The 21,184-nt window shown below is 58.2% G+C and carries 14 protein-coding genes and 7 tRNA genes; 14 read left to right on the top strand and 7 right to left on the bottom strand.

Going from position 1 to position 21,184, the window contains the following annotated elements; translation table 11 throughout:
- Positions 1 to 120 precede the first annotated feature (120 nt).
- The 11 genes from B5D61_RS03190 (at position 121) to B5D61_RS03150 (ending at position 5,878) form a co-directional block, all read left to right on the top strand.
- Positions 121 to 1,227, top strand: a complete 1,107-nt coding sequence (locus B5D61_RS03190; protein ID WP_078811861.1) for an alpha-hydroxy acid oxidase — start codon at positions 121 to 123, stop codon at positions 1,225 to 1,227.
- Positions 1,228 to 1,255: 28 nt separating this feature from the next.
- Positions 1,256 to 2,170: a metal ABC transporter substrate-binding protein gene (locus B5D61_RS03185; RefSeq protein WP_078811860.1), complete on the top strand. Its 915-nt coding sequence runs from the start codon at positions 1,256 to 1,258 to the stop codon at positions 2,168 to 2,170.
- 122 nt (positions 2,171 to 2,292) lie between these two features.
- Positions 2,293 to 2,454: a hypothetical protein gene (locus B5D61_RS26085; RefSeq protein WP_176159197.1), complete on the top strand. Its 162-nt coding sequence runs from the start codon at positions 2,293 to 2,295 to the stop codon at positions 2,452 to 2,454.
- A gap of 625 nt (positions 2,455 to 3,079) precedes the next feature.
- Positions 3,080 to 3,154: transfer RNA gene (locus B5D61_RS26080), tRNA-Trp, on the top strand.
- Between the two features lie 395 nt (positions 3,155 to 3,549).
- Positions 3,550 to 3,638, top strand: a tRNA-Ser gene (locus B5D61_RS26075).
- Positions 3,639 to 3,691: 53 nt separating this feature from the next.
- Positions 3,692 to 3,765, top strand: a tRNA-Ile gene (locus tag B5D61_RS03175).
- A gap of 520 nt (positions 3,766 to 4,285) precedes the next feature.
- Positions 4,286 to 4,357, top strand: a tRNA-Met gene (locus B5D61_RS03170).
- A 69-nt stretch (positions 4,358 to 4,426) separates the two neighbouring features.
- Positions 4,427 to 4,500 (top strand) — tRNA-Leu (locus B5D61_RS03165).
- A 13-nt stretch (positions 4,501 to 4,513) separates the two neighbouring features.
- Positions 4,514 to 4,586: transfer RNA gene (locus B5D61_RS03160), tRNA-Arg, on the top strand.
- Between the two features lie 125 nt (positions 4,587 to 4,711).
- A tRNA-Glu gene (locus B5D61_RS03155) sits at positions 4,712 to 4,787 on the top strand.
- Positions 4,788 to 5,050: 263 nt separating this feature from the next.
- Positions 5,051 to 5,878: a hypothetical protein gene (locus B5D61_RS03150; RefSeq protein ID WP_078811858.1), complete on the top strand. Its 828-nt coding sequence runs from the start codon at positions 5,051 to 5,053 to the stop codon at positions 5,876 to 5,878.
- Positions 5,879 to 5,982: 104 nt separating this feature from the next.
- On the opposite strand, the gene B5D61_RS26070 is transcribed toward B5D61_RS03150, so the two are convergent.
- Entirely contained in the window at positions 5,983 to 6,378 is a 396-nt protein-coding gene (locus B5D61_RS26070; RefSeq protein WP_078811857.1) for a hypothetical protein, read from the bottom strand.
- Positions 6,379 to 6,461: 83 nt separating this feature from the next.
- Between B5D61_RS26070 and B5D61_RS03140 the strand changes: the two genes are divergently transcribed.
- Entirely contained in the window at positions 6,462 to 7,880 is a 1,419-nt protein-coding gene (locus B5D61_RS03140; RefSeq protein WP_078811856.1) for an RtcB family protein, read from the top strand.
- 200 nt (positions 7,881 to 8,080) lie between these two features.
- Complete coding sequence (locus B5D61_RS03135) at positions 8,081 to 8,698, top strand: HNH endonuclease (RefSeq protein WP_078811855.1); 618 nt, start codon at positions 8,081 to 8,083, stop codon at positions 8,696 to 8,698.
- A 184-nt stretch (positions 8,699 to 8,882) separates the two neighbouring features.
- Here the strand turns inward: B5D61_RS03135 and B5D61_RS03130 are convergent, their stop codons facing one another.
- From B5D61_RS03130 to B5D61_RS03120, 3 genes are read right to left on the bottom strand one after another with little or no spacing between them, the layout of a single operon-like run.
- Positions 8,883 to 9,221: a hypothetical protein gene (locus B5D61_RS03130; protein ID WP_078811854.1), complete on the bottom strand. Its 339-nt coding sequence runs from the start codon at positions 9,219 to 9,221 to the stop codon at positions 8,883 to 8,885.
- Positions 9,222 to 9,259: 38 nt separating this feature from the next.
- Positions 9,260 to 10,750: an Hsp70 family protein gene (locus B5D61_RS03125; RefSeq protein WP_078811853.1), complete on the bottom strand. Its 1,491-nt coding sequence runs from the start codon at positions 10,748 to 10,750 to the stop codon at positions 9,260 to 9,262.
- A 29-nt stretch (positions 10,751 to 10,779) separates the two neighbouring features.
- Positions 10,780 to 15,006 (bottom strand): FHA domain-containing protein, encoded by a 4,227-nt coding sequence (locus B5D61_RS03120; protein ID WP_078811852.1) that lies wholly within the window; start codon positions 15,004 to 15,006, stop codon positions 10,780 to 10,782.
- Positions 15,007 to 15,162: 156 nt separating this feature from the next.
- On the opposite strand from B5D61_RS03120, the gene B5D61_RS03115 reads away from it, so the two are divergent.
- Complete coding sequence (locus B5D61_RS03115; protein WP_245846441.1) at positions 15,163 to 15,948, top strand: hypothetical protein; 786 nt, start codon at positions 15,163 to 15,165, stop codon at positions 15,946 to 15,948.
- Between the two features lie 335 nt (positions 15,949 to 16,283).
- Here B5D61_RS03115 and B5D61_RS03110 read toward each other — a convergent pair whose 3' ends face one another.
- From B5D61_RS03110 to B5D61_RS03100, 3 genes are all read right to left on the bottom strand, one after another.
- Positions 16,284 to 16,469 carry a hypothetical protein gene (locus tag B5D61_RS03110; protein WP_078811851.1) on the bottom strand — a complete coding sequence of 62 codons (186 nt, stop codon included), beginning with the start codon at positions 16,467 to 16,469 and terminating at the stop codon, positions 16,284 to 16,286.
- Positions 16,470 to 16,485: 16 nt separating this feature from the next.
- Positions 16,486 to 18,375 carry a tetratricopeptide repeat protein gene (locus B5D61_RS03105; RefSeq protein ID WP_176159196.1) on the bottom strand — a complete coding sequence of 630 codons (1,890 nt, stop codon included), beginning with the start codon at positions 18,373 to 18,375 and terminating at the stop codon, positions 16,486 to 16,488.
- Between the two features lie 111 nt (positions 18,376 to 18,486).
- Positions 18,487 to 21,156, bottom strand: coding sequence for a PAS domain S-box protein (locus tag B5D61_RS03100; RefSeq protein ID WP_176159195.1), 2,670 nt, complete (start codon positions 21,154 to 21,156; stop codon positions 18,487 to 18,489).
- Positions 21,157 to 21,184 lie beyond the last annotated feature (28 nt).

Here is a 21,184-nt window from a genome sequence, read left to right as displayed (position 1 = left end):
GAGCGAGGCGTCCGTTTCCATCTTCCGGTTTTACCACGCCCATCTCTGGCTTCCATGCTGGAGGTGGGCTTTTGACTTTGCAGGCTCTGAACTCTGCGGCATGAGTTGAGGCCATCACGGATGTCGTTTCCTCTGCCAGCCTTGAACCAGATCCCGCCGGAGCTTGTCGCTTTGACCGACTACGAGCCGCTGGCGCGGGAGCACTTGGGTGAGCAAGCCTGGGCTTATTTTTCGGGTGGTGCCGGAGATGAGGTGACCATTCGCGAGAACCGCCAGGCCTTCGATAAACTGAAGCTGCTGCCGCGCGTGCTACGCGACATGAAAGGCGGCGGCACTCAAACGACCTTGCTGGGGCAGGTGCATGACTATCCGATTTTGCTAGCCCCGATTGCCTATCATAAGATGGCGCATCGAGAGGGTGAGTTGGCGACAGTTTTGGGCGCTTCTGCTATGAAGGCTGGTATGGTGGTGAGCACACGGGCTTCCGTGCCCATTGAAGACATTGCGCGATCCGCCGAGACACACCTTTGGTTTCAGCTCTACATTCAGCCTGACAGAGCGTTTACACGAGATCTGGTGCAGCGCGCTGAGACGGCAGGTTATCAAGCCCTGGTGTTGACGGTTGATGCGCCGCTGAATGGCATTCGCAATCGCTTACAGCGTGCGCAGTTCCGCATGCCGCCGGGTGTGGAGGCCGTGAATCTGAAAGGCATGAAGGGTCCAGATCTCCGCCCGAAACAAGCGGGAGAAAATGTGGCCTTTGGTTCTTTCCTCAATGACGCGCCGACCTGGGAGGACCTCGCTTGGCTGCGATCCATTACAAGCCTGCCGATCCTCCTGAAGGGCGTGCTTTCTGCTGAGGATGCGCTTCTAGCACTGGAGCATGGTGTGGCGGGTATCATCGTCTCGAACCACGGAGGACGGGTGCTGGATACGGCTCCTGCGACCATTGATATTTTGCCGGAGATCAGTGCAGCCGTGGCAGGTCGTGTGCCTTTGCTTTTGGATGGTGGTATTCGCCGTGGCACGGATGTTTTGAAAGCCATCGCTCTAGGCGCAAGTGCAGTGCTCATTGGTCGCCCTTACATTTACGGGCTGAGTGTGGCAGGTGCCGTGGGTGTAGCGCATGTGCTGAACATCCTGCGCGCCGAATTTGAAGTGGCCATGGGGCTGACGGGCTGCAAGACCGTGGCAGACATTTCACGTTCTGTGGTGTGGCCACGTTAAGCCCTTGGACCGTATTTAATCCTCACTCATGAAACCTTTTTTTGCTCTCTCTCTGGGACTGCTATTGGCGGCTTGCAAACCTGCGACGGAAACTCCGGTCAACGCGGGTAAGACCTCTGCAAAGCCTCAGGTCTATGTCGCCAATTACCCACTCAAGTATTTTGCCGAGCGGATCGGTGGTGATGAGGTGGACGTTCATTTCCCAGCACCCGCGGATGAAGATCCTGCCTTCTGGCAACCCGACGATGAAACCATAGCGAAATTCCAAGCCGCGGATCTCATCCTGATGAATGGAGCCAGCTACTCCAAATGGGTTGATAACACGACTCTACCGGATGAAAAGGTGGTGAATTCCTCCAGCGAGTTTTCCAAAGATTTCATTGAGGTTAAAGATGCAGTGACTCATAGCCATGGCCCTGGCGGTGAGCACAGCCACAGCGGCACGGCGTTCACCACTTGGCTAGATATGCAGCAGGCCATCCTGCAGGCCAAAGAAGTCGCCACCGCTTTACAGGCACTCGTGCCGACAGGGAAGGGAGACGAGATCTCTCAGCGCTTTGCAGCGTTGAAAAAAGACTTGGAGACTTTGGATCAAAGATTGTTAGCGGTAGGTAAGCGCATTGCGAAAGCACCATTAATGGCTTCTCACCCCGTGTATCAATACCTGGCCCGACGCTATGACCTCAACCTTCAGGCCGTGCTCTGGGAGCCGGAGACGGTGCCCGATGGGCAAGCACTGGAAGGCCTTCAAAAGATCCTCGCTACCCATCCCGCTCAGTGGATGATCTGGGAAGGTGAGCCTAACCAAGAGAGTGTGGCTAAGATCCAGGCGCTGGGGCTGAAAAGTCTCGTCTTTGCTCCCTGTGGGAACGTTCCTGAAAAGAGCGATTTCTTGAGCGTTATGCAGGCGAATGTGGAGGCCTTGGAGAAGGCCTTTCCCTAGCTCTAGGTATTCTTAAGGATCAAAAGCTCCAACAAGAGATCGCCGAATAAAAAAAGTTTTGAAATGGAGTTGACGTTTCTCAAAGAGATGTCAAACTCAGCACAACTTCACCCACGCCTTCCATGAACCCGATACACACCACCTCCGACTACTTGGCGATCCTGCCAGGATCATTGGAGCGGGGGTATTGTGCCATCGAGACGAAAGGCTTCATGGTCCCCACCCATCCTGAGGGCGGTTGGAGTTTTAACCGACTCAAGGAGGTTTACGAGCAGCGCGGTTAGACCGCAGGTTTTATTCCATAGAACCAGGCTTTCCAGCCCTGCTCGCCCACTGAAGGCAGCAGGGCTTTTTGTTTTTCGATTCGATTTCAGTTCCTTGTCGGATCCTGATCCACTTTAACCCAGGAGATTTTCAGACCTACCCCGACCTATTCCCATAGAGAGCGCATTGCAGGCTCTACCTTTTAAAGGAGGTGCCTGTCATGCCAACCAGCCAGCGGCTCCAGTGCTCATGCGCCGGGCATCGGAGTCGCCCTGACCCACGAGGTCTAGGCATGGATGCTCACGCATCAAAACATGCCTTTGTGAACGAGTAAGTATTCCTAAGCAATGATGCAGGAATAACGAGAGTCCACGCCCATTTTTAGACATCACGAAGAGGCTTTTTGGAAGGTGTGCCATAAACACCGAAACATCCGCCGTGAAATACCCTGCGGGTGCGACGCCAGCGATGAATGACTTCATCCCGTGCGTGGCAGCGGTGTTCGTTCTTTTCATGCGTGACGCGAGATGTGCCCATGCCCATCCGCGTCACGTTATGAAGGGTCGCAGCAACTCATCTCATCTCACATCTAGATCGTGGTTTGCTGCGACCCTTCAGTTTCATTTTCTTGCTTTTCGACATGAAGCGGCGGTGGCAGACCAGGAATGCGCAGGCCTCCAAAACCTGAAGATGTGGGGGCAGCACCCACCCGCCGTGCCATTTCATTTCGATCCACCAACGATCAATCATGGAGAGCGAGGCAGAACAGCAGAAGATCATCCGCCACATCCCTGGGAAACAGGATCGCCCATCGGAGGGGTGCTAGGCTCGGGTAGGCTGTCTCTGCCTCGCTCTTCGTGGCCATACTCATTGTTTGGGCCTGTCGTGTAGAAGGTTGCACAGTTGGCTTGCCGCTCCGGCGGCTGGGCAGTCAGTGCTCCGCACCCCATCGACTTTGCGCTATCGCGCATGGCGCTGCACCCAGCAGGTGACGGAGCGTTACCGTCCAGGTCCACCATTCATTTCCATGCCCGCAAGATGTAACAGACTTGCATAAGACGGTTCTAACGGTTGAGGTTCCAGGTGCAAATCCTGGCGCGGGTGCCATTTCAAAAGGAGCAGGTCCGGCATAGACGAGGAAACGGTCTTGAAAACCGCTGCGCCCACGAAGGCGTCCCGAGTGCGATTCTCGGGTGCTCCGCCAATACAACCACCCTCAGCAACTGCGGCCAAGAGTGGCCGCATTACTTTTCCTTCCCCTCCGTAGCTCAACAGTAGAGCACCCGGTTGATAACCGGAAGACCGTGGAGCGTCACCACGCGGAGGGACCACGCTGGATGGCTCAGACAGATGAGCGGCGGACTGAAGCTCCGCACAGGTTGGCACGCTACCAACTCCAGCGACCTTTTCAGCGGTCTTGATGTAACAGCCAGCATGTCTGTCTTCCAAACAGAGCGCGCCGGGGCAGCACCGGCAGACCGCACTCTTTCACAATGACGAATGATTGAATGTCGAATGACGAAGATGGCTATTGGGGCTCAATCTTCTGCTTGGCGCGCATTCGTCATTGAGCATTCGGCATTCCGACTTTTCGGCAACTCCCTTCGTAGTGTAACAGTAGCATTCCTCCCTGTGACGGAGACGGTGCCGGGGCAGCACCGGCCGAGGGAACCACTTTTCATTTTTGGCGTGCAAGACAAAGAGCCGAGTTGGTGGCCTGCAAAGCCACTTTACCCAGTGCAAGTCTGGGGCACGCGTCCATTTTCCACCGGATACGAGAGAGCCAGCGAACTCGCTTGTTTTGGAGACAAGAGGCGCCCGGGGCAGCACCGGGGTATCCGACTCCTTTTTTGGTCTGTAGCTTAATAGAAGAGCGTCGGGCTCATAACCCGGTAGGTGCAGGTGCAAATCCAGCCGGACCGACTTTATCACTCTAGGAGTGACGGCATCCTGTCGTCATCGTGAGGCCAATATGGCCTCACTCCTTGTTATGCCGCACTGGCCCAACTGGCAGAGGCGCTGAGCTCAGACCTCAGAGGATCTTGGTTCGAATCCAAGGTGTGGCACTTTTCATTCCATGTCTCCGTAGCTCAGTAGAGAGAGCGGCTGATTACGAATCAGCAGGCCGCAGGTGCGACTCCTGCCGGGGACACTTTTCTTTTCATACGGAAACGTGATCCGGACAAGGCTCCGGGACTCTTTGCTAAAGAGATCGTGCGGTGACTCCACTCGCATGGGGAGCATGCCCTCCGCGTTCCGCCAATTTGGTTCCTTCATGACCCTGTCGTCTAATGGCTCAGGACATCCGGCTTTCGCCCGGACAATACGGGTTCGAATCCCGTCAGGGTTGCCAAGGTTCTTTTCATTTTTCAGACCTGAAGCTTAGGCAGCGAAGCAGTCGGCTTTTAACCGGCAGAGCAGGGTGCGTGTCCCTGCAGGTCTATTTCCTCGAATGAGGGATATCCATCTTTAACACCCATAACACTATGACAAAACAACCTAGCTCGTCGGTCCGTCTTCCAGCCGACCTCCCTTTTGTTTGGAAGATCGCTGTGACACCCGTCCAGCGTGCCTGATGAAGGCAAAATCGCACGGGTGATGATTCGATGATTCCTTATGAAACTCGAACATCTTGAACGTGCGTTTGAGGCTATCGGTGCACGATTCCAAGTGGAAGTCCATCCCGGTGCTCTGCGTTGGGATGGCACGAAGATCAGTTCAGGTTACTCCCTGAATATTGGCCACGATCGTCATGGCCAGTATTTTACTGTCAGTGGTGATGAAGAGAGCCTTGCGACGGCAGAGTTCCTCCTGCTTAACCAGAAGAAGCATGACCGTCACCTGCTACTGCTCGCCAAAAGCGAGGGCGGCAAGCGCAAGGATCGCTTCCTCTGTGGTCATGATGAACGTGAATGGTTTATTGCTGCTGTTCCAGGCAGTGCATCCACCGTGATGCAGGCCAAGGAGGCCCTCAAACCAGCGACTGTTCGTCAAGCTCAGGCCCGTAAAGGTCTGAATGCTCGGCAGGCTAACACTCGTCATAACGTGGCTTTTCGCCGTCAGGGAGAGTGGTTCTTCGTGCCTTTGGATAAACCACTGGCCGTCGATCCCAAGCTCATTCTGCGTCACGAGCCCATCTCACGCAGTGGTGGTGGTAAGCCGCACCTCGTCGAGCAGCTTTATCGCACAGGCGGTGAGGTCGTGTATGTGCACCAAAACTACCCACGCGGACTCACGCCGAAGCAGTATGAAGAAGTGCTCTTGCGTCGTCCGACCGCGAAACGTTGGTCTTGGCGTCAGATGCATCGGAATCCCGGGGTGTATGCCCGTGGTTCTGTACGTCATCCTGACCACGAAACCATCGTGCTTCACGATTGGTGCCGTGTGCTGATGAATGAAGAGCATCTCTCTCCTTCACGCAGCAACTTGGCCTTCCTCGACTGAGCCGATCCCATCGCAAACGTCTCGTTCAAACCCTCGCGCGTGCGGCATGCTGGAAAGTATGCCGCACGCGTTTTCGACATTTGATCCGTCGATTTATGTGCGCGCTACACGCACCTCCTGAGCCTCACCCAAGATCGCTTCACTCCCCAGACCAAGATCGCCAATATTCCTGCACTCAGCCAGCCTGCGATAAGAGCACCCATGAAGTTAGGAGCTTGCGGGAAATAATACAAAACCTGCGATTTACCAGTCAACCACCAGAGTGCCGGGCCTGATAAATCCATGATGAGTCCCCAAACGATCAGGCCACCCCATCCCCTCATCATGCCTGACATGACTTCTTCCGTCGTCCACACCTTGATGACACAGGGTAGCCAGCAAACCAAAAACAAAATCAAACCGCCCCCAGTCACAACTGGGGCAATCCAGTCGAGCGAAGGATCATAATCGCGAAGCGAGGACACGTCATTCAATGCGATCAGCTCAGTGGGTCTCATCATAGTTTATAGTCATCATTAATAGTGACCGTGCGCAAAGCTCAAGACAGTCCGCTTTGGCCATTATTCCTCTATCCCCTTTCCCCATGAACTCTCAATCTCTCATCCACCTCGGCGTGCCCGAGGGACTGGCTCTTGCTTCGGGCATGGCGTTCATCGCCTGTTATGTCCGCGAGGGTGGTGACACCTCTAAGCTGGAGGAGGAAATCAGTGCGATTGTCGCAGATCCAGCCAAGTTTCTCGGTGATCCTCTGCGCGAGGTCTTTGCCCGTCATCTTTACGCCCCGGCCTACAAGCAGCGTGATACGCTTGCCCCCTGGCAGCAATGGGGATCGGGACTCGATGCTGAAGCGGTGCGGCAACTGGCCAATGCCTGTGCTTTGCCTGTTGCAGTGGCGGGTGCTTTGATGCCGGATGCACATCCAGGTTACGGCCTACCCATTGGCGGTGTGCTGGCCACGGATCACTGCGTGATCCCCTATGCCGTGGGCGTGGATATCGCCTGTCGCATGCGACTCAGTGTGTATGATCGTAAGGCCAATATCATCCCCGGCCAAAAAGGACGACTCGCCAATATCCTGGAGAGCGAAACCAACTTTGGTATGGGTGGTGCCTTCAAAGACAAGCGACACCATGAGGTGATGGATGAGGACTGGAATGTCTCGCCCATCACCCGACGATTCAAAGACAAGGCCTGGGCTCAGCTCGGCACCAGTGGCTCGGGCAATCACTTCGTCGAGTTTGGTGCTTTCGATGTGAATGCCGATCAGGCCGCCGCGCTGACGGAGTCGGGTTTTGATCTCCCTCCGGGAGAGTATCTGGCTCTGCTGTCTCACAGTGGATCGCGAGGCGCTGGAGCTCAAGTGTGCCAGCACTACAGCCAGATCGCCATGGAGCGTCGTTACGACCTGCCCAAAGAGATGAAACACCTCGCCTGGCTGACCTTTGAGGAAGAAGCGGGCCAGGAATACTGGGCGGCCATGAACCTGATGGGCCGCTATGCAGCGGCTAACCATGCTCTCATTCACAAGCGCATCGCCAAAAAGGTAGGAGCTCATGTGATCCTAGACATCGAGAACCATCACAACTTTGCCTGGAAGGAAACGCACCTCATCAACGGTCAAGAGCGCGAGGTCGTGGTGCATCGTAAAGGTGCCACTCCCGCCTCTCAGGGTGAGCTGGGAGTCATTCCCGGTTCCATGGCCACACCAGGCTTCGTGGTGCGTGGTCAAGGCAAAGCGGAGTCTCTCAACAGCGCCTCACACGGAGCCGGTCGCGTCATGAGCCGCAGCAAGGCCCAGCAGAGCTTCACCTGGAGCGGCGTGCGCAAGCAACTCGCCTCGGCCGGGGTGGAACTCCTCAGCGCCGGGCTCGACGAAGTGCCTGGAGTTTACAAAGACATCCATGGCGTGATGGCGGCTCAGCAGGACCTCGTGGAGGTGCTCGGGCAATTCCTGCCGCGTATCGTTAAGATGTGCCCTGCAGGAGAAAAGGCGGAGGATTGATCGCTCCCGCTTGAGCAATGTCCTCGATAAGCCTGCTGATTTTCCTCCATAAGGCTGGGGGATGAGCGGCGTAACATCAAAGCTGGCAAAATTGCCACTTGGCAAACGCCGATGATGCGGCAGGATATTGGCCCAACATAAAGGAACGAACACCGCTTCGTCCCTTCGTGCCGTCAATTCCCGTTATTAGGAGCTAAAGCATGAACGATGTGTTGAATAAAACGACCGTGTTGGTTTTGAATCGAAACTGGCAGGCCATCGGCGTCAAAACGCCCGCCGATGCCTTCAGCATGATGGCGACAGGCAATGCCACAGCGCTGAAAATCTCTGCCGAAGATGACATGACGCCTGTCACCTGGGAAGACTGGGTCAAGCTGCCCGTCAACGAGGGAGACAACTCCATTGGCACCGTCCACGGTCCCGTTCGTGTGCCCACGGTGCTCGTGCTCGCTCGATTTGACCGGGTGCCGAAGCGTCGTCCTAAATTCTGTGCCAAGGCCATCTGGGAGCGCGATGGTGGAGTCTGTCAATACACCGGGCGTAAGCTGAAGCCTAGTGAGGGGAACATTGACCACGTCATTCCCGTTTCTCGTGGAGGCAAAAGCACCTGGGATAACTGCGTGCTGGCCGATAAAAAGGTGAATAGCAAAAAGGGCAGCAAGCTGCCTGAAGAAGCGGGTCTCAAGCTGCTCCGCCGCCCTTCTGCACCTCGTGAAGTGCCCGTGACCCAACTCATCCGCAACACCTATCAAGTGCGGGATTGGGAGGTCTTCCTGGCCCATGCGGGGATCTTCCAGACGGATCGTGCGGTAAGCTGAGGCGACCGGATGGTGGTATCCAGGTTGGCTCACGTCAGAGCGGCCAATTTAAACGGATGAACCACTGATGTTCACTCCTGGGCACACATCGTCCCGATGCAAGACGTGAGTGTCGATGGGGGCCTATCAGTGGTTTGTCACCTCGTCCAAGCTGAGGAATGCCGCGTCCGTGGCCTAGTGAGGCTCAAATCTCGCCAAAATACTTTTCCCGTACTTTCACGATGGCATCCAGCATGAGGTCCGCTTCGGCGCGGATTTTAGGGTCGAGGCTGGAAGCACCACGATTGTAGCGTCGGTAAAGCAGTTTGAGCCGGGCTTGGACTTGATCTTTGGGAGTCTTCGGGGCGATTTCGCACAGCTCATCGGGGGTTTTCTCCACAGGGGCTGCGGACGCAGGGCTGACCTTGGAGATCTTCTGCAGCACTTCACCGGGTTTCGCGGTTTCCTGGCGCGGTGGGGGAGCTGCGGCGGTGGGCTTGGCGGCTTGCGATTTGGACAGGGATTGGAGGATCTTTTTGAACATGGCGTGCGGGGGGTGTGTTGGGCAGGGCGAGTGCCGGTTTACTCGATGCGCATGGTGCGCAGGTGGGCGCTCTTGCGTTTAAGGTCTTCGTCTGAGAGCACGCCAGCCCCCTTGTAGCTGACCGCCACCTCACGGCTGCGGCCCGATTGCTTGTCCACCACCAGGGCGCGCACGCGCTGGTTTTCATCGTAGCTGAAGGTCACGGCCACTTCGCAACCCTTAGGGCGATTGGGCGGCACTTCCAGGGTGATTCGGCCAATGATGTCCACGAACTTCGCGTCTTCATCCTCGCCCTGGGTGATGTCCACCTCGATCACGCGCTCATTATCCTCGCTGGTTTGGTAAACCTGCGTGCGTGAGCAGGGGATGGGGGTGTTCTTTGGGATGACGATGGAGTTCATCAGTTTTTCCTCACCCGTCTTGGCGTTATAGACCATCGCCACCGTGCCGTAGCTGGCATTGCACACCTCTTGGATGCGGGAGGATTTTTTGGCGAACAAGGCAGCACCGAGGGCCACGCATTCGTCTACGTTGCCGCAGGATTTCGGGGTCTTCCCGAACATCTTCTCCAAGATGGTTTTGACCTTGGGAATACGCGTCGAGCCGCCGACCAACACCACATGGTCAATCTCCGAGGCTTTGAGCTTGGCGGAATCCAGAGCCTGCTCCACCAGCATCACGGTGCGGGTCAGCATGTGCCGGATCGTTTTTTCAAAGCCATCGCGAGTGAGATCAATGCGAGCCAGACCATCGTTTTTGTCATTGGCCACGGTGTCATTCACGCGTTGCAGCTTCGACAGCATCTTTTTGGCGTCTTCGGTGGCCAGCAACACACGGCGGCGATGGCGCTCATCGGAATACAAGGGAGCACCGGTCTGCTTCGTGTATTGCTCGGCGTAGGACTCCAGCAGTAGATCATCGAAGTTGCTGCCGCCCAGATGGCGTGCGCCTTCACTGGTGAGGATGCGGATGTTATCGCCCTCCACCTGCAGGATGGTCACGTCCAAGGTGCCACCGCCCAAGTCATAGACCAGGATGCGGCCCTTCACCCCTTGGTGATGCGCATAATAAACCGCGGCTGCGGTCGGTTCATTCACGAGGCGACGCACGCGCATGCCCGCCATCTCTGCCGCAGCGATGGTGCTCTTACGTGCCAGTTCGTTAAAGTTCGCCGGCACGGTGATGACCACCTCGTTGATGTCGCCGATGATCTTGGTGCAATCGCGCTTGAGCTTGGCCAAGATGAGGGCGGAGATCTCGGCGGGGGTCCATTTCTTGCCATCGATTTCCACCAGATACTCGGGGTCATCCATGTGGCGTTTGATCTGGAAGACCGTGCGATCAGGGTCGCCACCATCCCGGGCCGGGCTACCCACAAGCTTGATGTCTTCGTGCGCCTCAAAGAAAACGACGGAAGGCGTCAGCCGTTCGCCATCGGAATTGGGAACGATTTCCGGATTGCCATCCGGTTTTAGATAAGCGAGCCCGGAGAGCGTGGTTCCGAGGTCAATGCCAACGTATTCTGCCATAACAAAAAGAATGCTAAATCAAAAGAAAGTTACTGACTGGAGGTTCGCACCTCCACTTTGCGGAGGATGACCTCGTGGCCTTCCTCGCGAGAGTAGATAAACCCTGAGCGGCAGGTTTCCACCACGCGTGGCTTATTTTTGCCAGGCACGGATTCCACGACGGTGATGCGCTTCCGCAGATCCACGTCCACTTCGGTGCCTGCTGTGATGTCAAACTCGCTGATGCCGTGCTGGAGCAGGATATCCTCGAACGAATGACGTAGGGTGCGGATCTGAGAAACCACGTCGCCGCCGTTGTGTCCGGCATAGCGGGAGGACAGCGCATCGATCAAGTCAATGCGCTTGATGATGTCATTGGCGAACATGATCACGGTGGAATCCTCGGTGGAGAGGCCGCGGCGCATGATCTCGTGCTTCTCTTCCAGTTCCAGGAGTTGTCCGCGCAGGCGCGCCTCGATCTCCTGCCAGTGGCGGAGTTGAGCCTCGGCTTGGGTGAATTCAGCCCGGCGATCATTGAGGTCCGCGAGTTCGGCCTTGAGCCGTTCCGTATGGGCGATTTGCTCGTGAAGCTGCTGCTCGTTTTCGGCTAGGCGTTTCCGTTGCTCGGACTCCTGAGCTTTGAGGACCGCCTGCTGCTTCTCCGATTTTTGGGTGGCCTCAGAAAGTTCGGCTTCGAGAGAGACTCGTTCCTTTTTGATCTGCTCAGCCCGCGAGGTCTCCCGGTTCACAGCCTCTTGCAGAGCATTGATCTTCACTTGGAGGGCGAGCTCACGTTCGGCAGCATCGCGGAGCGTCTTACCGGCTTCGGTTTGGCGAGTCTCCAGTCCGGCCAGCACCGCCCCGAGGGTGAGGACTTTACCGCCCACCTGGGTGAATTCGGAGAGGCGGCTCTCTTCGTGCCGGATTTTGTCGTTGAGCTCGGCGAGCACAGCTTGGGCTCCCTGGATTTCCAGTTTCTGCCCTTCCACTTCCTTCTGCATCCGTGTCTCCTCCAGCTTCAGCTTCTCGATGCGGTCCATGCGGGTGCTGAGCTCCGTCTCCAGGCCAGTGGATTGGGTGCGGGCGGCATCGGCTTTGGCTCGGGCTTCTTTGGTCTCCTTTTCAGCTTCCTGCTGGGCAAGCTCGGCGGCGCGGGTGGCTTCTTGAGCCGTCTTCAGGCGGGCGGCTTCACGATCCACCTCGGCTTGGGCTTTCATCAGGCGTTCTTCACGGACCTTGTGGGCCTCTTCGAGTTGGGAAATTTGCTGCTGCAGCTCGCCGAGTTTCTTGTTGTTATTCTCGGTGGCGACATTCAACCGCATGACGAACTGGGAGGCTTCGTCGCGTTCTTTGTTCAGCCCGACCAGCATGGCCTGGAGACCGGCCACCTCCGTGTTGAGTGCAGGGACTTGCTTGCGCAGGATCTTTTCTTCTTCGCGGGCTTTGGCGAGGGAGGCTTCGGCTTCTAAGCGCTTAGAATCCGCCGTCTGAAGGGCCGTCTGGGCTTTCTCAAACTTCTCCACCAGATCGGCGAGCCGCGTCTGTTCGCTATGACTCTTCCTGCCGAGATCCACAATCTGCGTGTTGTGGTTCTGCGCCTCAGCCTGCAGGCGAGCGATCTCTAAGCGCAAGTTCTCCTGCTGACGAGTTAGGTCGGTCAGGGTCTTTTCTTCCGTCTGACGGCGCTTTTCAGCTTCTTGCAGGGCCTGGGTGGCGCTGGCCAGTTTCTTCTCGGTTTCGGCCAGTCCGACGGTGCGTTTCTCGGCGGCTTCGATGTTGTTTTGTAGGTCCTTCAGGCGGGTCTCCGCGGCCGTGGCTTCGGCGAGCTTGGCCTCCGTTTCGGCTTCGAGGCTGCTGCGTTTGTCAGAGAGCAGTTTTTCCAGGTTGGCGGCTTCCTTGCGCAGGGCATCGGTCTGATCCAGGGCCGCTTTACGATCCGTCTGGGCCTTCTCCAGGGCGGCCATGGTGGACTGCTTATCGCGTAAAAGCGTCGTCATCTCGGCGCGCAGGGCCTCGGCTTCGGCTTTCAGGCCCGGGAGGGTCTTCTCATGATCTTCGCGCTGCTGGATGAGCGGGGCCAGGATGGCCGTGAGCTTCTCGCGCTCTTCGGTGGCGCTGGTGAGGGACGTGCGGGTCTGCTCCAGCTTGCTCTGGATGTCGGCGTGCTCGCGCACCTGGATGTCTAGGGCTTCGGCTTCCTTTTTCAGAGCTTGGGTGCGGCTCTCGGCCTCCGCCAATTCCTTCAGCTTGGTGGCGAGGTCGGCCTGCACCTTCTCCACGTCTGTTTTGAGGGTGGTTAGGCGGTTTTCCTGCGCGGTCTGTTGGAGGGTGAGGTTTTGCAGTTCACTCTGCACCTTGTCCCGCTCCTGCGTGCTGGTGACGAGTGCGGAACGGATCTCCGCCAGCTTTTTCTCTTCGTCATTCAGGGTCTTCACCCGATCCTCTTGAGCCGCGACCTGCTTTTTCAGTTCTGCCAGCTTGGTTTCCGCAGTCGTCACCTCTTGGCGCAGGGTGGTGGTCTGGTCCTGGAGACGTTTCTCCGCGGCCTCGAGCTTCTTTTTCTCCTCCTGCCGTTCGGTGAGATGGGTCTCGACTTGACGCAAGTCCTCGCGGGTTTTTCCCAGAGTGGTCGAGGCAGCCTCCTGCTGGGTGGACAGTTCTTGGATCTGCTTCTCCAGGGCCTCCCGCCGGGTCACCAGCGTCTGCGTGAGACTGTGCTGGGCCTTGCCCTTCTCGGTGGTGGTCAAAAGTTCGCGCGTCAGGCTATCCCGCTCCTGGGTGATCTGGATGATGGCCGCAGCGATCTCCGCCTTGTGAGATTCCACTGCTTTCAACGCTTCCGTGGCAGTGCCGAGCCGGCTGTCGGCTGAGGCGAGGTCATCCAGTTTATTCGTGAGGTCCGCCTCGCGGGTTTCCAGGGCTTTGACGGCCTCCGTCTTCGTGCGGAGTTGGACCTCGATCTCGCTCAGCTTTTGCTGGGCCGTGGCCTCCGCTTGAGACTGCTCCGCCTTCAGTTTCTCCTGCTGCTGGTGCAGATCCTTGATCTGGTTCTCCAGCTGGAGCTGTTCCGCTTTCAGCTTCTCGTGAGTGGCCGTAGCTTGCGTGCTCTTGGTGCTCAGGCCACTCAGTTTGGAGGAGGCTTCCTCACACTGCTTCTCCAGCGAGGCGAGGTCCTCACGGCGGGAGGTCAGGCGGCTTTCTAGATCCGCCAGCTCAGCACCACGGCTGCTCAGTGTTTCCGCTTCCGCCTTCTTCGCCTCCACCTGCTGCTGGCTGGCGGCGGTTTTAGTCGCTTCGGCTTCGCTGATCTGCTTGCGCAGAGCAGCCAGTTCTTCGGCCAGTGCTTCCTTTTCCTTGAGCTGGCGGCTGCGCTCGGTGTTCACCTGATCCGCTTCCGTATGGAGAGATTGCAGGCTCTTGGTGGCCATGGCGATGTCGGTCTGCACCTTGCCCAATTCGCTGCGAGTGCTCTCCAGTTCGCTTTCCAGGTTGGCGGCTTCTCGGCGCTTGCCGTCCAGTCCGGCCACATCGGTCTCGGAGGTGGTGAGAGCCGTCTTCAGGCTGGCGAGTTTCTGCTCCGTTTCAGCCATGGTCTTGCGGTGATCTTCGATCTGCTTCTCCAGGGCACGCACCTCATCCCGGCGGCGGGCTTCCTTCTCATTTTCAGTGCGCAGCAGATCGCGCTCCTGCTTCAGTTTCGCCAGTTCCTCCCGCAGTTCCTCCGCCTGTTTTTGCAGGGCGGGGTCCAGGGTGGCAGGGCGGGAGATCGGTGCCATCGGTGGCGGCGCTACCGAGGGGCCTTTGGCGGTCGCGTCCGACCGGGCCAGGGGCAGCTTCGTGGGCTCGATCGGGCTAGTGTTCTCGCTCGGCTTCGCATCCCGAGCCGGGATGGATTCCGTATCACCTCGGCGGCCATCGGTGCGTGCTGGGCTCCCCTTACTCGCCGTGGCGGGTTTCACCTCCGTGGCTGGGGCTGTGCCTTTCGGGGCCCGCTCGCGGAAGCGCGAGTCCAGTTGACCGAAACGGATCTTGTCCCCTCCTTTCACCCGGCTACGTTCCACCCGCTTGCCATTCACAAAGGTCCCGTTCGAAGACTTCAGGTCCACCAGCTCATAACCGCCGTCCGCTTGGCGCACGAACTCCGCGTGAAAGCCCGAGATGTAGGTGTTATCGATGACGATGTCGTTCTTGATGTCTCGGCCGATGGATAACCGCTCATCGAGCAGGTCGAAGACAAACTCGTTCCCATCATTGAGGTTAAAGGCCAGATAAGGCATCGCAGCGGCGCAGAAAGGCGTGTGGAAAATGCAGATTACTTTTGGAAAATCATTGAATCAATCTTAATCAATTGCTGCCTAACATCCGTCAGCTCGCTCTGTGCCATCATTTCAGGCGCTGCCACAATCACCCGCTAAAGTTAAGGCCACTAAAATATGACCGCCCGACGCTTTCTCACCCTTTCCGGCTTCCTCCTCACCCTCAGCGCCTGCGCTCAGGTGCCGCAGATCTCCGGCTCCGGCCCGCAACTCACCGGACCCCAGCTCCAGCGGGTGGGCCAGCGCATCTGGCAGAACGAATGTGGCGGCACCGTGGAGGGGCTCACCAGTTGGAACATGGGCGAGGACTTCGCCTCCCTCGGCATCGGCCACTTCATCTGGTATCCGCAGGGCAAACGCGGCCCCTTTGAAGAAAGCTTCCCGCCTCTGGCTGCCTTCCTCGCCCAGCGCGGCGTCCAGGTGCCCGACTGGACCCACGGCCCCTGTCCCTGGTCCAGCCGCAGCGCTTTCTTGATTGACCGCGAAGGCCCGCGCCAGAGGGAACTGCGCCGTTTGCTCGGTGAAACCGTCGGCCTCCAGACCGAGTTCATCATCGCCCGACTCCAGCGTGCCCTGCCGAAGATGAAGGCCGCGTCCACCCAGCCCCAGCTTGTCGAGTCGCGCTTCCAGACCCTCCTCGGCAGCCCCGAAGGTGCCTTCTGCCTCATTGATTATGTCAACTTCAAAGGCGAAGGCACCGCCCCCTCCGAGCGCTACAACGGCCAGGGCTGGGGCCTCCTCCAGGTGCTGGAAGGCATGAAAGCCGCCACCCCCGCCGCCTTTGCCGACTCCGCCAAAGCCGTCCTCACCCGCCGTGTGAAAAACGCCCCGCCTGCCCGCAAGGAGCAGCGCTGGCTCGCCGGTTGGCACAACCGCTGCGACGGCTATAAACGCAAGCTGTAGGGACTCGCCGCCCGGCTCGGAAGGTCGGGCGCTGGGTCCCAAAGATCCCCGGGCACATCCGTCGTCTGATGGAGGCGCGGGGCGTCCCGGAGTGCGGTGGCAGAGAGGCGAGGGCACTCGCCTCGGCGACACCGCTTGTGGCGGAGAGGAGACGGCGGCAACGAAGGCAGAGGTCTTCAGGCGTCCGTGGGCTCAGAGGGTTAAGGTTACGGGAAGGACCCCTCAGCGCCCAGGGCGGTGTCGCGCTTGAGTCCCGCATGCGGGACCACCGCACTCCGGGACGCGACTGCGCGTTTCAGAGCTCAGGGGTAGGGGCACTCCAACCCTCCAGCCACTCACGTCACGATCGGGCGCGTCACATACACCGGCGGGCTGCCGCGTTCCCGGCCCGTATTCAGCACCACCTCATCATCCGCATCATAGTCCTCCCCAGGGGCCGCGCGCACCTTGTATTCCTTCAGGTCAGGGTCCGCACTCGCCGCCCAGGTCACATCCGCCAGCGTCGTGCTCGCATTCCACACCGGGCTATTTCCCAGGCTAATTGGCCTTGGCTTCCTTTATCTCCCTCTCTAGTCGTTTGCAGCCGTCCAAGGAGTATTCCGTAAGCCAATGAGCCGATCCAAAGATCTTTAATCTTCCTTCATATGCACCTTTCATGAAGGTCAGTGCTTCGTGGTAGCGTTCCTGATTTTCCAATGTCAATGCTAGGTTGTGATTCGCTAGCAATACATCTGCATGGTCAGGGCCTAAAGTGCGTTTTAGACAGGCTAATACAATCCTATGTTCAACTTCTGCTGCTTTACTTTGTTTTAGTTCATTTAAAGCGTTGGCGTGGCCCATTCGACTCATTAACGTCCCGTGGTGTTCGGCCCCCAAAAGGCGAGATTTTATCTCGGCTGACCTTTGATATTCTTTTGCGGCCTCAATGTATTTTTCCTGAGAAAATAATGTATTTCCAAGATTTAGCCGTTCAGATGAAACTTCTAGACTATCTTCTCCATATTTATCTTCTAGTAATTCAATAGTGCCTCTAGCAAGTTGCTCGGCTTCTTTAGATCTGTTTAGTCTATATAGTACTGTTATCAGATTGCTTCGGCTTTGAATTGTGTCTTTGTGATATTCCCCCAAAGTTCGTTTCCTGATTTCAAAAACCTTTGTATGTTCCTCTAAGGCTTGTTTATGGTTTCCCATTTTTTCATATACATAAGCCCTATTATTTCGTGTCATGAGGGTATCCTCATTTTCATCTCCTAGTTCCTTTTGACGTAAAGGCAGGATTTCATTATAGATTTCCAGGGCCTCCTTATAACGGGACAATAATATCAGTGTTCTTCCCAAAGTATGGCGAGCCGAAGCCCATGTCTCAAAATGATCTTCTCGATTTGCTAAGCTGTCCGCTTTTTTTGCATATATATAAGCTTGCTCATAATTGCCTAACTGGATTTCGGAAATGGAGGATTCTATCCATAACTGAACTTGTTCATGAGTTTGACCTACTTGAACTGTTTCAAGGTTTTTAGCTCCTTGGACTGCAAGATTACGTGCTTCAATAAATTGGCCAGCATCTCTTAGCGCCCCGATTTTGACTAGAAGAGAAATGTTTGGATCGCTAAGAATACTAGCTGTATTGGCCTCGATAAGGTTATGCAGACGGGTGGCTGGTATACTCCACCGCTTGGCGGTAAATCGCAGGACGCTATCGTATTCTTGGGCGAGTTTTTCTTTACTGCCACCTTTAATGAGGTAGTCGGCAGCTTGGTTAAAATCGGCGATAATGCGCTTTACATCGGCGATGTCTTCTTTGATCTGATCGTCGTTTTGAAGGGACTGCTTCTGCGTCTGGTGGGTCTGCTGTTGCCCTATTTGTAACCAAACGATTCCCCCTGCAACGAGCAGGAGAAGCACAAGGATGGCGATGGCCCCTTGGTAGGACCAGCGGCGGAGGCGGGCTAGGTCGTCGCGGAGCTTGAGGACCAAGTTTTCCAATTCGGTGGGGCTGGCGAAGCCGTGGCGGAGGTCGCCTTGGGCGCGGATGCGCTGGAGGTAGTCGGCCTGGAGCTGTCGCAACTCCTCGGGTTCGTCGGTGCAGGTGTCGCAGGTGTAGTCGGGACCGACGGGGAGATACCAGACTTTCTTGCCCCGGCTGCGGGCGTAGAGGGCTTCGTATTGGGTGTAGCTGCAGCGGCCGAACTGGGGGTCGGGCTGGGGGGCCTCGTAACCGTAGCATTTGCCGATGAGCTGGACGACGGCCTGGGAGTCATCCACCCACTTGCGCAGGACGCCGCTGAGGTTGCCGGTCTCGGTGGGGGCGATGTCTTGCCACTTGGGCTCGTAACCGAGGGAGATGAGGGTCTTGGCGACGTGGTCGCGCGCTGTTTTGAGCTCCTTAGAAACAGCAGAGATGAAGATGACGGGCCGCGTGGTCATGTCCTGCCTCGGTTTTCGCCTGAAGATGACAGGGGGTAAAGAGGATTTTAGCATGACGGCTGGGATTTTGACCCAGGTGGCGGGCGGATGTGGGGAAAAACGCTAGCGGGCCTACACAGACGCGTGGAGGGCGTGGTGGAGGGCCTCCAGGAGCTGGGGCTGGGTGAAGGGCTTGGGCAGGAGGGTGCAGTGACCGAGGAGCTCAAACTGCTGGACCTGGGGCGGCTCAAAACGACCGCTGGCGACGATGACGCGGGTGGTGGGGATGATGCGGCGGAGGGCGCGGACGAAATTCAGCCCGTCCATCTCAGGCATGTGGAGATCGGTAATGACGGCGTGGAGGGAGTCCTTGTTCTCGACGGCGTGGATGATGGCCTCGGTGCCGTCGGCGGCGGCGAGGACGCGGTAGTTCAGGGCGGTGAGGACGGTGGTGATGGTGTCGCGCACGGCGGGCTCGTCATCGACGATGAGGATGAGCTGGCCCTGGCCGGTGTAGTCGCTGCTGCTGGCGGGGGCGGGCGGGGGATCGAGATCGATGAGGAAGTCGCTGCTGAGGGGGGCCTCGGGGAGGTAGATGGAGAAGGTGGAGCCCTGGCCGGGGGTGGACTCGACGCGGATGAAGCCGCCATGGCTGCGGATGATACCGAGGGCGGTGGAGAGGCCGAGGCCGGTGCCGCGGTCGGGCCCTTTGGTGCTGAAGAAGGGCTCGAAGATGCGGTCGAGCAGCTCGGGCTGGATGCCGAGGCCGGTGTCGCTGATCTGGCAGACGATGTAGCTGCCGGCGGGGGACTCGGGCTGGGCGCCGATGAGGGGGGCGTGGAGCTGGATGTTTTCGGCGGTGATTTTGAGGCTGCCGCCGGTAGGCATGGCGTCGCGGGCGTTGACGCAGAGGTTGAGGATGACCTGGTGGAGCTGGGTGGGGTCTCCGAGGACGAGATTGAGCCCGGGGGAGTGCTGGAGGTGGAGCTGGATGTTCTTCGGGAAGGTGCCGTTGATGATGAAGGCGATCTCATTGAAGAGATCACTGAGGCTGACGGGCTGGCGCTCGCCCTCGACGCCACGTGAGAAGGTGAGGAGGTGGCGGACCATGTCGGCCCCGCGCTGGGCACCGGACTCGGCGGTGTGGAGGAGTTCGGCGGCCTCAGGGTAGCGCTCTTTGAGGAGATCGCAGATCATGAGGACGGGGGTGAGGGCGTTGTTGAGGTCATGCGCGACACCGCCGGCGAGGGTGCCGATGCTTTCCAGACGCTGGGTGCGGCGCTCCTTGCGCTCGCGCTGGAGGCGCTCAGTGATGTCGCGGGCGATGGCGATGCAGCGGCGCTGGCCTTCCTCGGTGGTGACGACCTGGAGGCTGATCTCGACCGGGAGCTGGCTGCCGCTGCGGGTGCGGTGCTGGGTGGTGACGCGGCGGACGGTCTTCTCTCCGGTCAGGAGGGGCTGGAGGAGACTGCGCAGACGGGGCTCATCATATTCGGGCAGAATATCCAGGGCGGTCATGCCGAGGAGCTCCTCGCGGTTATACTGGAGCTGACGAGTGGCTCCCTCATTGACAAAGATGAAGGCCAGGGTCTCGGGCTGGAAGATGAAGGCGCCGTCATCGGTGGCATTGAGCATGGCCAGAGCTTGGCGGACCTGGCTTTCCGCCTGCACGCGCTCGGTGATGTCCCGCACGGCGGCGACGACCTGGGGGCCGTGGTCCGACTGCATGGGGCTGAGGCTGATGTCCACGTGGAAGACGGAGCCATCGCGCTTGCGGCCTTTGAGATTGGAGCGGCCGACGCCCATGGGGCGGGGGATGGCGGAGGCGAGGTATTGCTGGCGCAGGCCGACGTGGCTCCGGCGGGTCTGCTCCTGCATGAGGATCTCCACGGGTTGGCCAATGAGTTCGTCACGCTGGTAGCCGAAGAGCTGCTCGGCCTGGCGGTTGACGAGGGTGATGAGGCCTTCGGCATTGGTCATGACCATGGCGTCAGGCGCGCACTCGAAGAGGTCTTGGAATTGCTGGCGATTCCGCTCGGCCCGCCGCTGTGTCTGGCGCATGGCGGTGATGTCCTCGTGGGTGATGGCGACGTGGACGGGACCGTGGTTTTGGAAGCGGGTGGCTTTGCAGAGGAGGTTCCTTTCCTCGTCCTGATAGGTGCCGCTGAGCTCGATGCAGGCCTCGGCAAGCTGGCCGACCAGGACGCTGCGCACCTGATCGAGGGTGTTGCGGGCGGGTTCACTGCCGCTGGCGGCGATTTTTTCGCAGAGATCGAGGTAGTTGTCCCCCGGGCAGCCTGCCGTCCAGGGAAGCACAGCCTGATTTTCCGGCTGACCCCAGGCCTTGTTGGTGATGACGATGACGCCGTCTCCATCGAGAACGGCTAAGCCGATGGGGAGCGCATTGAGGGAGGCGCGGAGGAAGAGTTCTTCCTTGGATGTGACCTGCTGAGTGAGGGCTTTCAGCGGAGGCTGCATCAGCAGCAGGAGGTGCTGGCTACCTGTGGCAGGAGAGAGATAGGTGGAAACGCTGAAGCTGGCGGGGAGAGGTCGGCCATCACGGCAAATCAGCGTGAGATCACAGCAAGTCGGCTGGGTCGGACTCACCTGGGTCAGCTCGTGAGGGAAAACCGCCGGTGTGATGCTGGAAGGCGCCTGGAGCAGACTGATGAAGGGGCGCTGAAGAAGTTCGCTGGTCGAATATCCAAGAACTCGGCTCGCGGCAGAGCTGGCGTGAATGAGGTTGCGAGATGCGTCGATAGCCAGAGCGACTAACGTCGTCTGCTCAAAAAAAGGGTGCATGAAGGGAGGGTGATGGCCAATGGGCCCC

Source organism: Prosthecobacter debontii (assembly GCF_900167535.1).
GTDB classification, from domain to species: domain Bacteria; phylum Verrucomicrobiota; class Verrucomicrobiia; order Verrucomicrobiales; family Verrucomicrobiaceae; genus Prosthecobacter; species Prosthecobacter debontii.
This window is presented reverse-complemented; position numbering and strand designations above follow the sequence as displayed.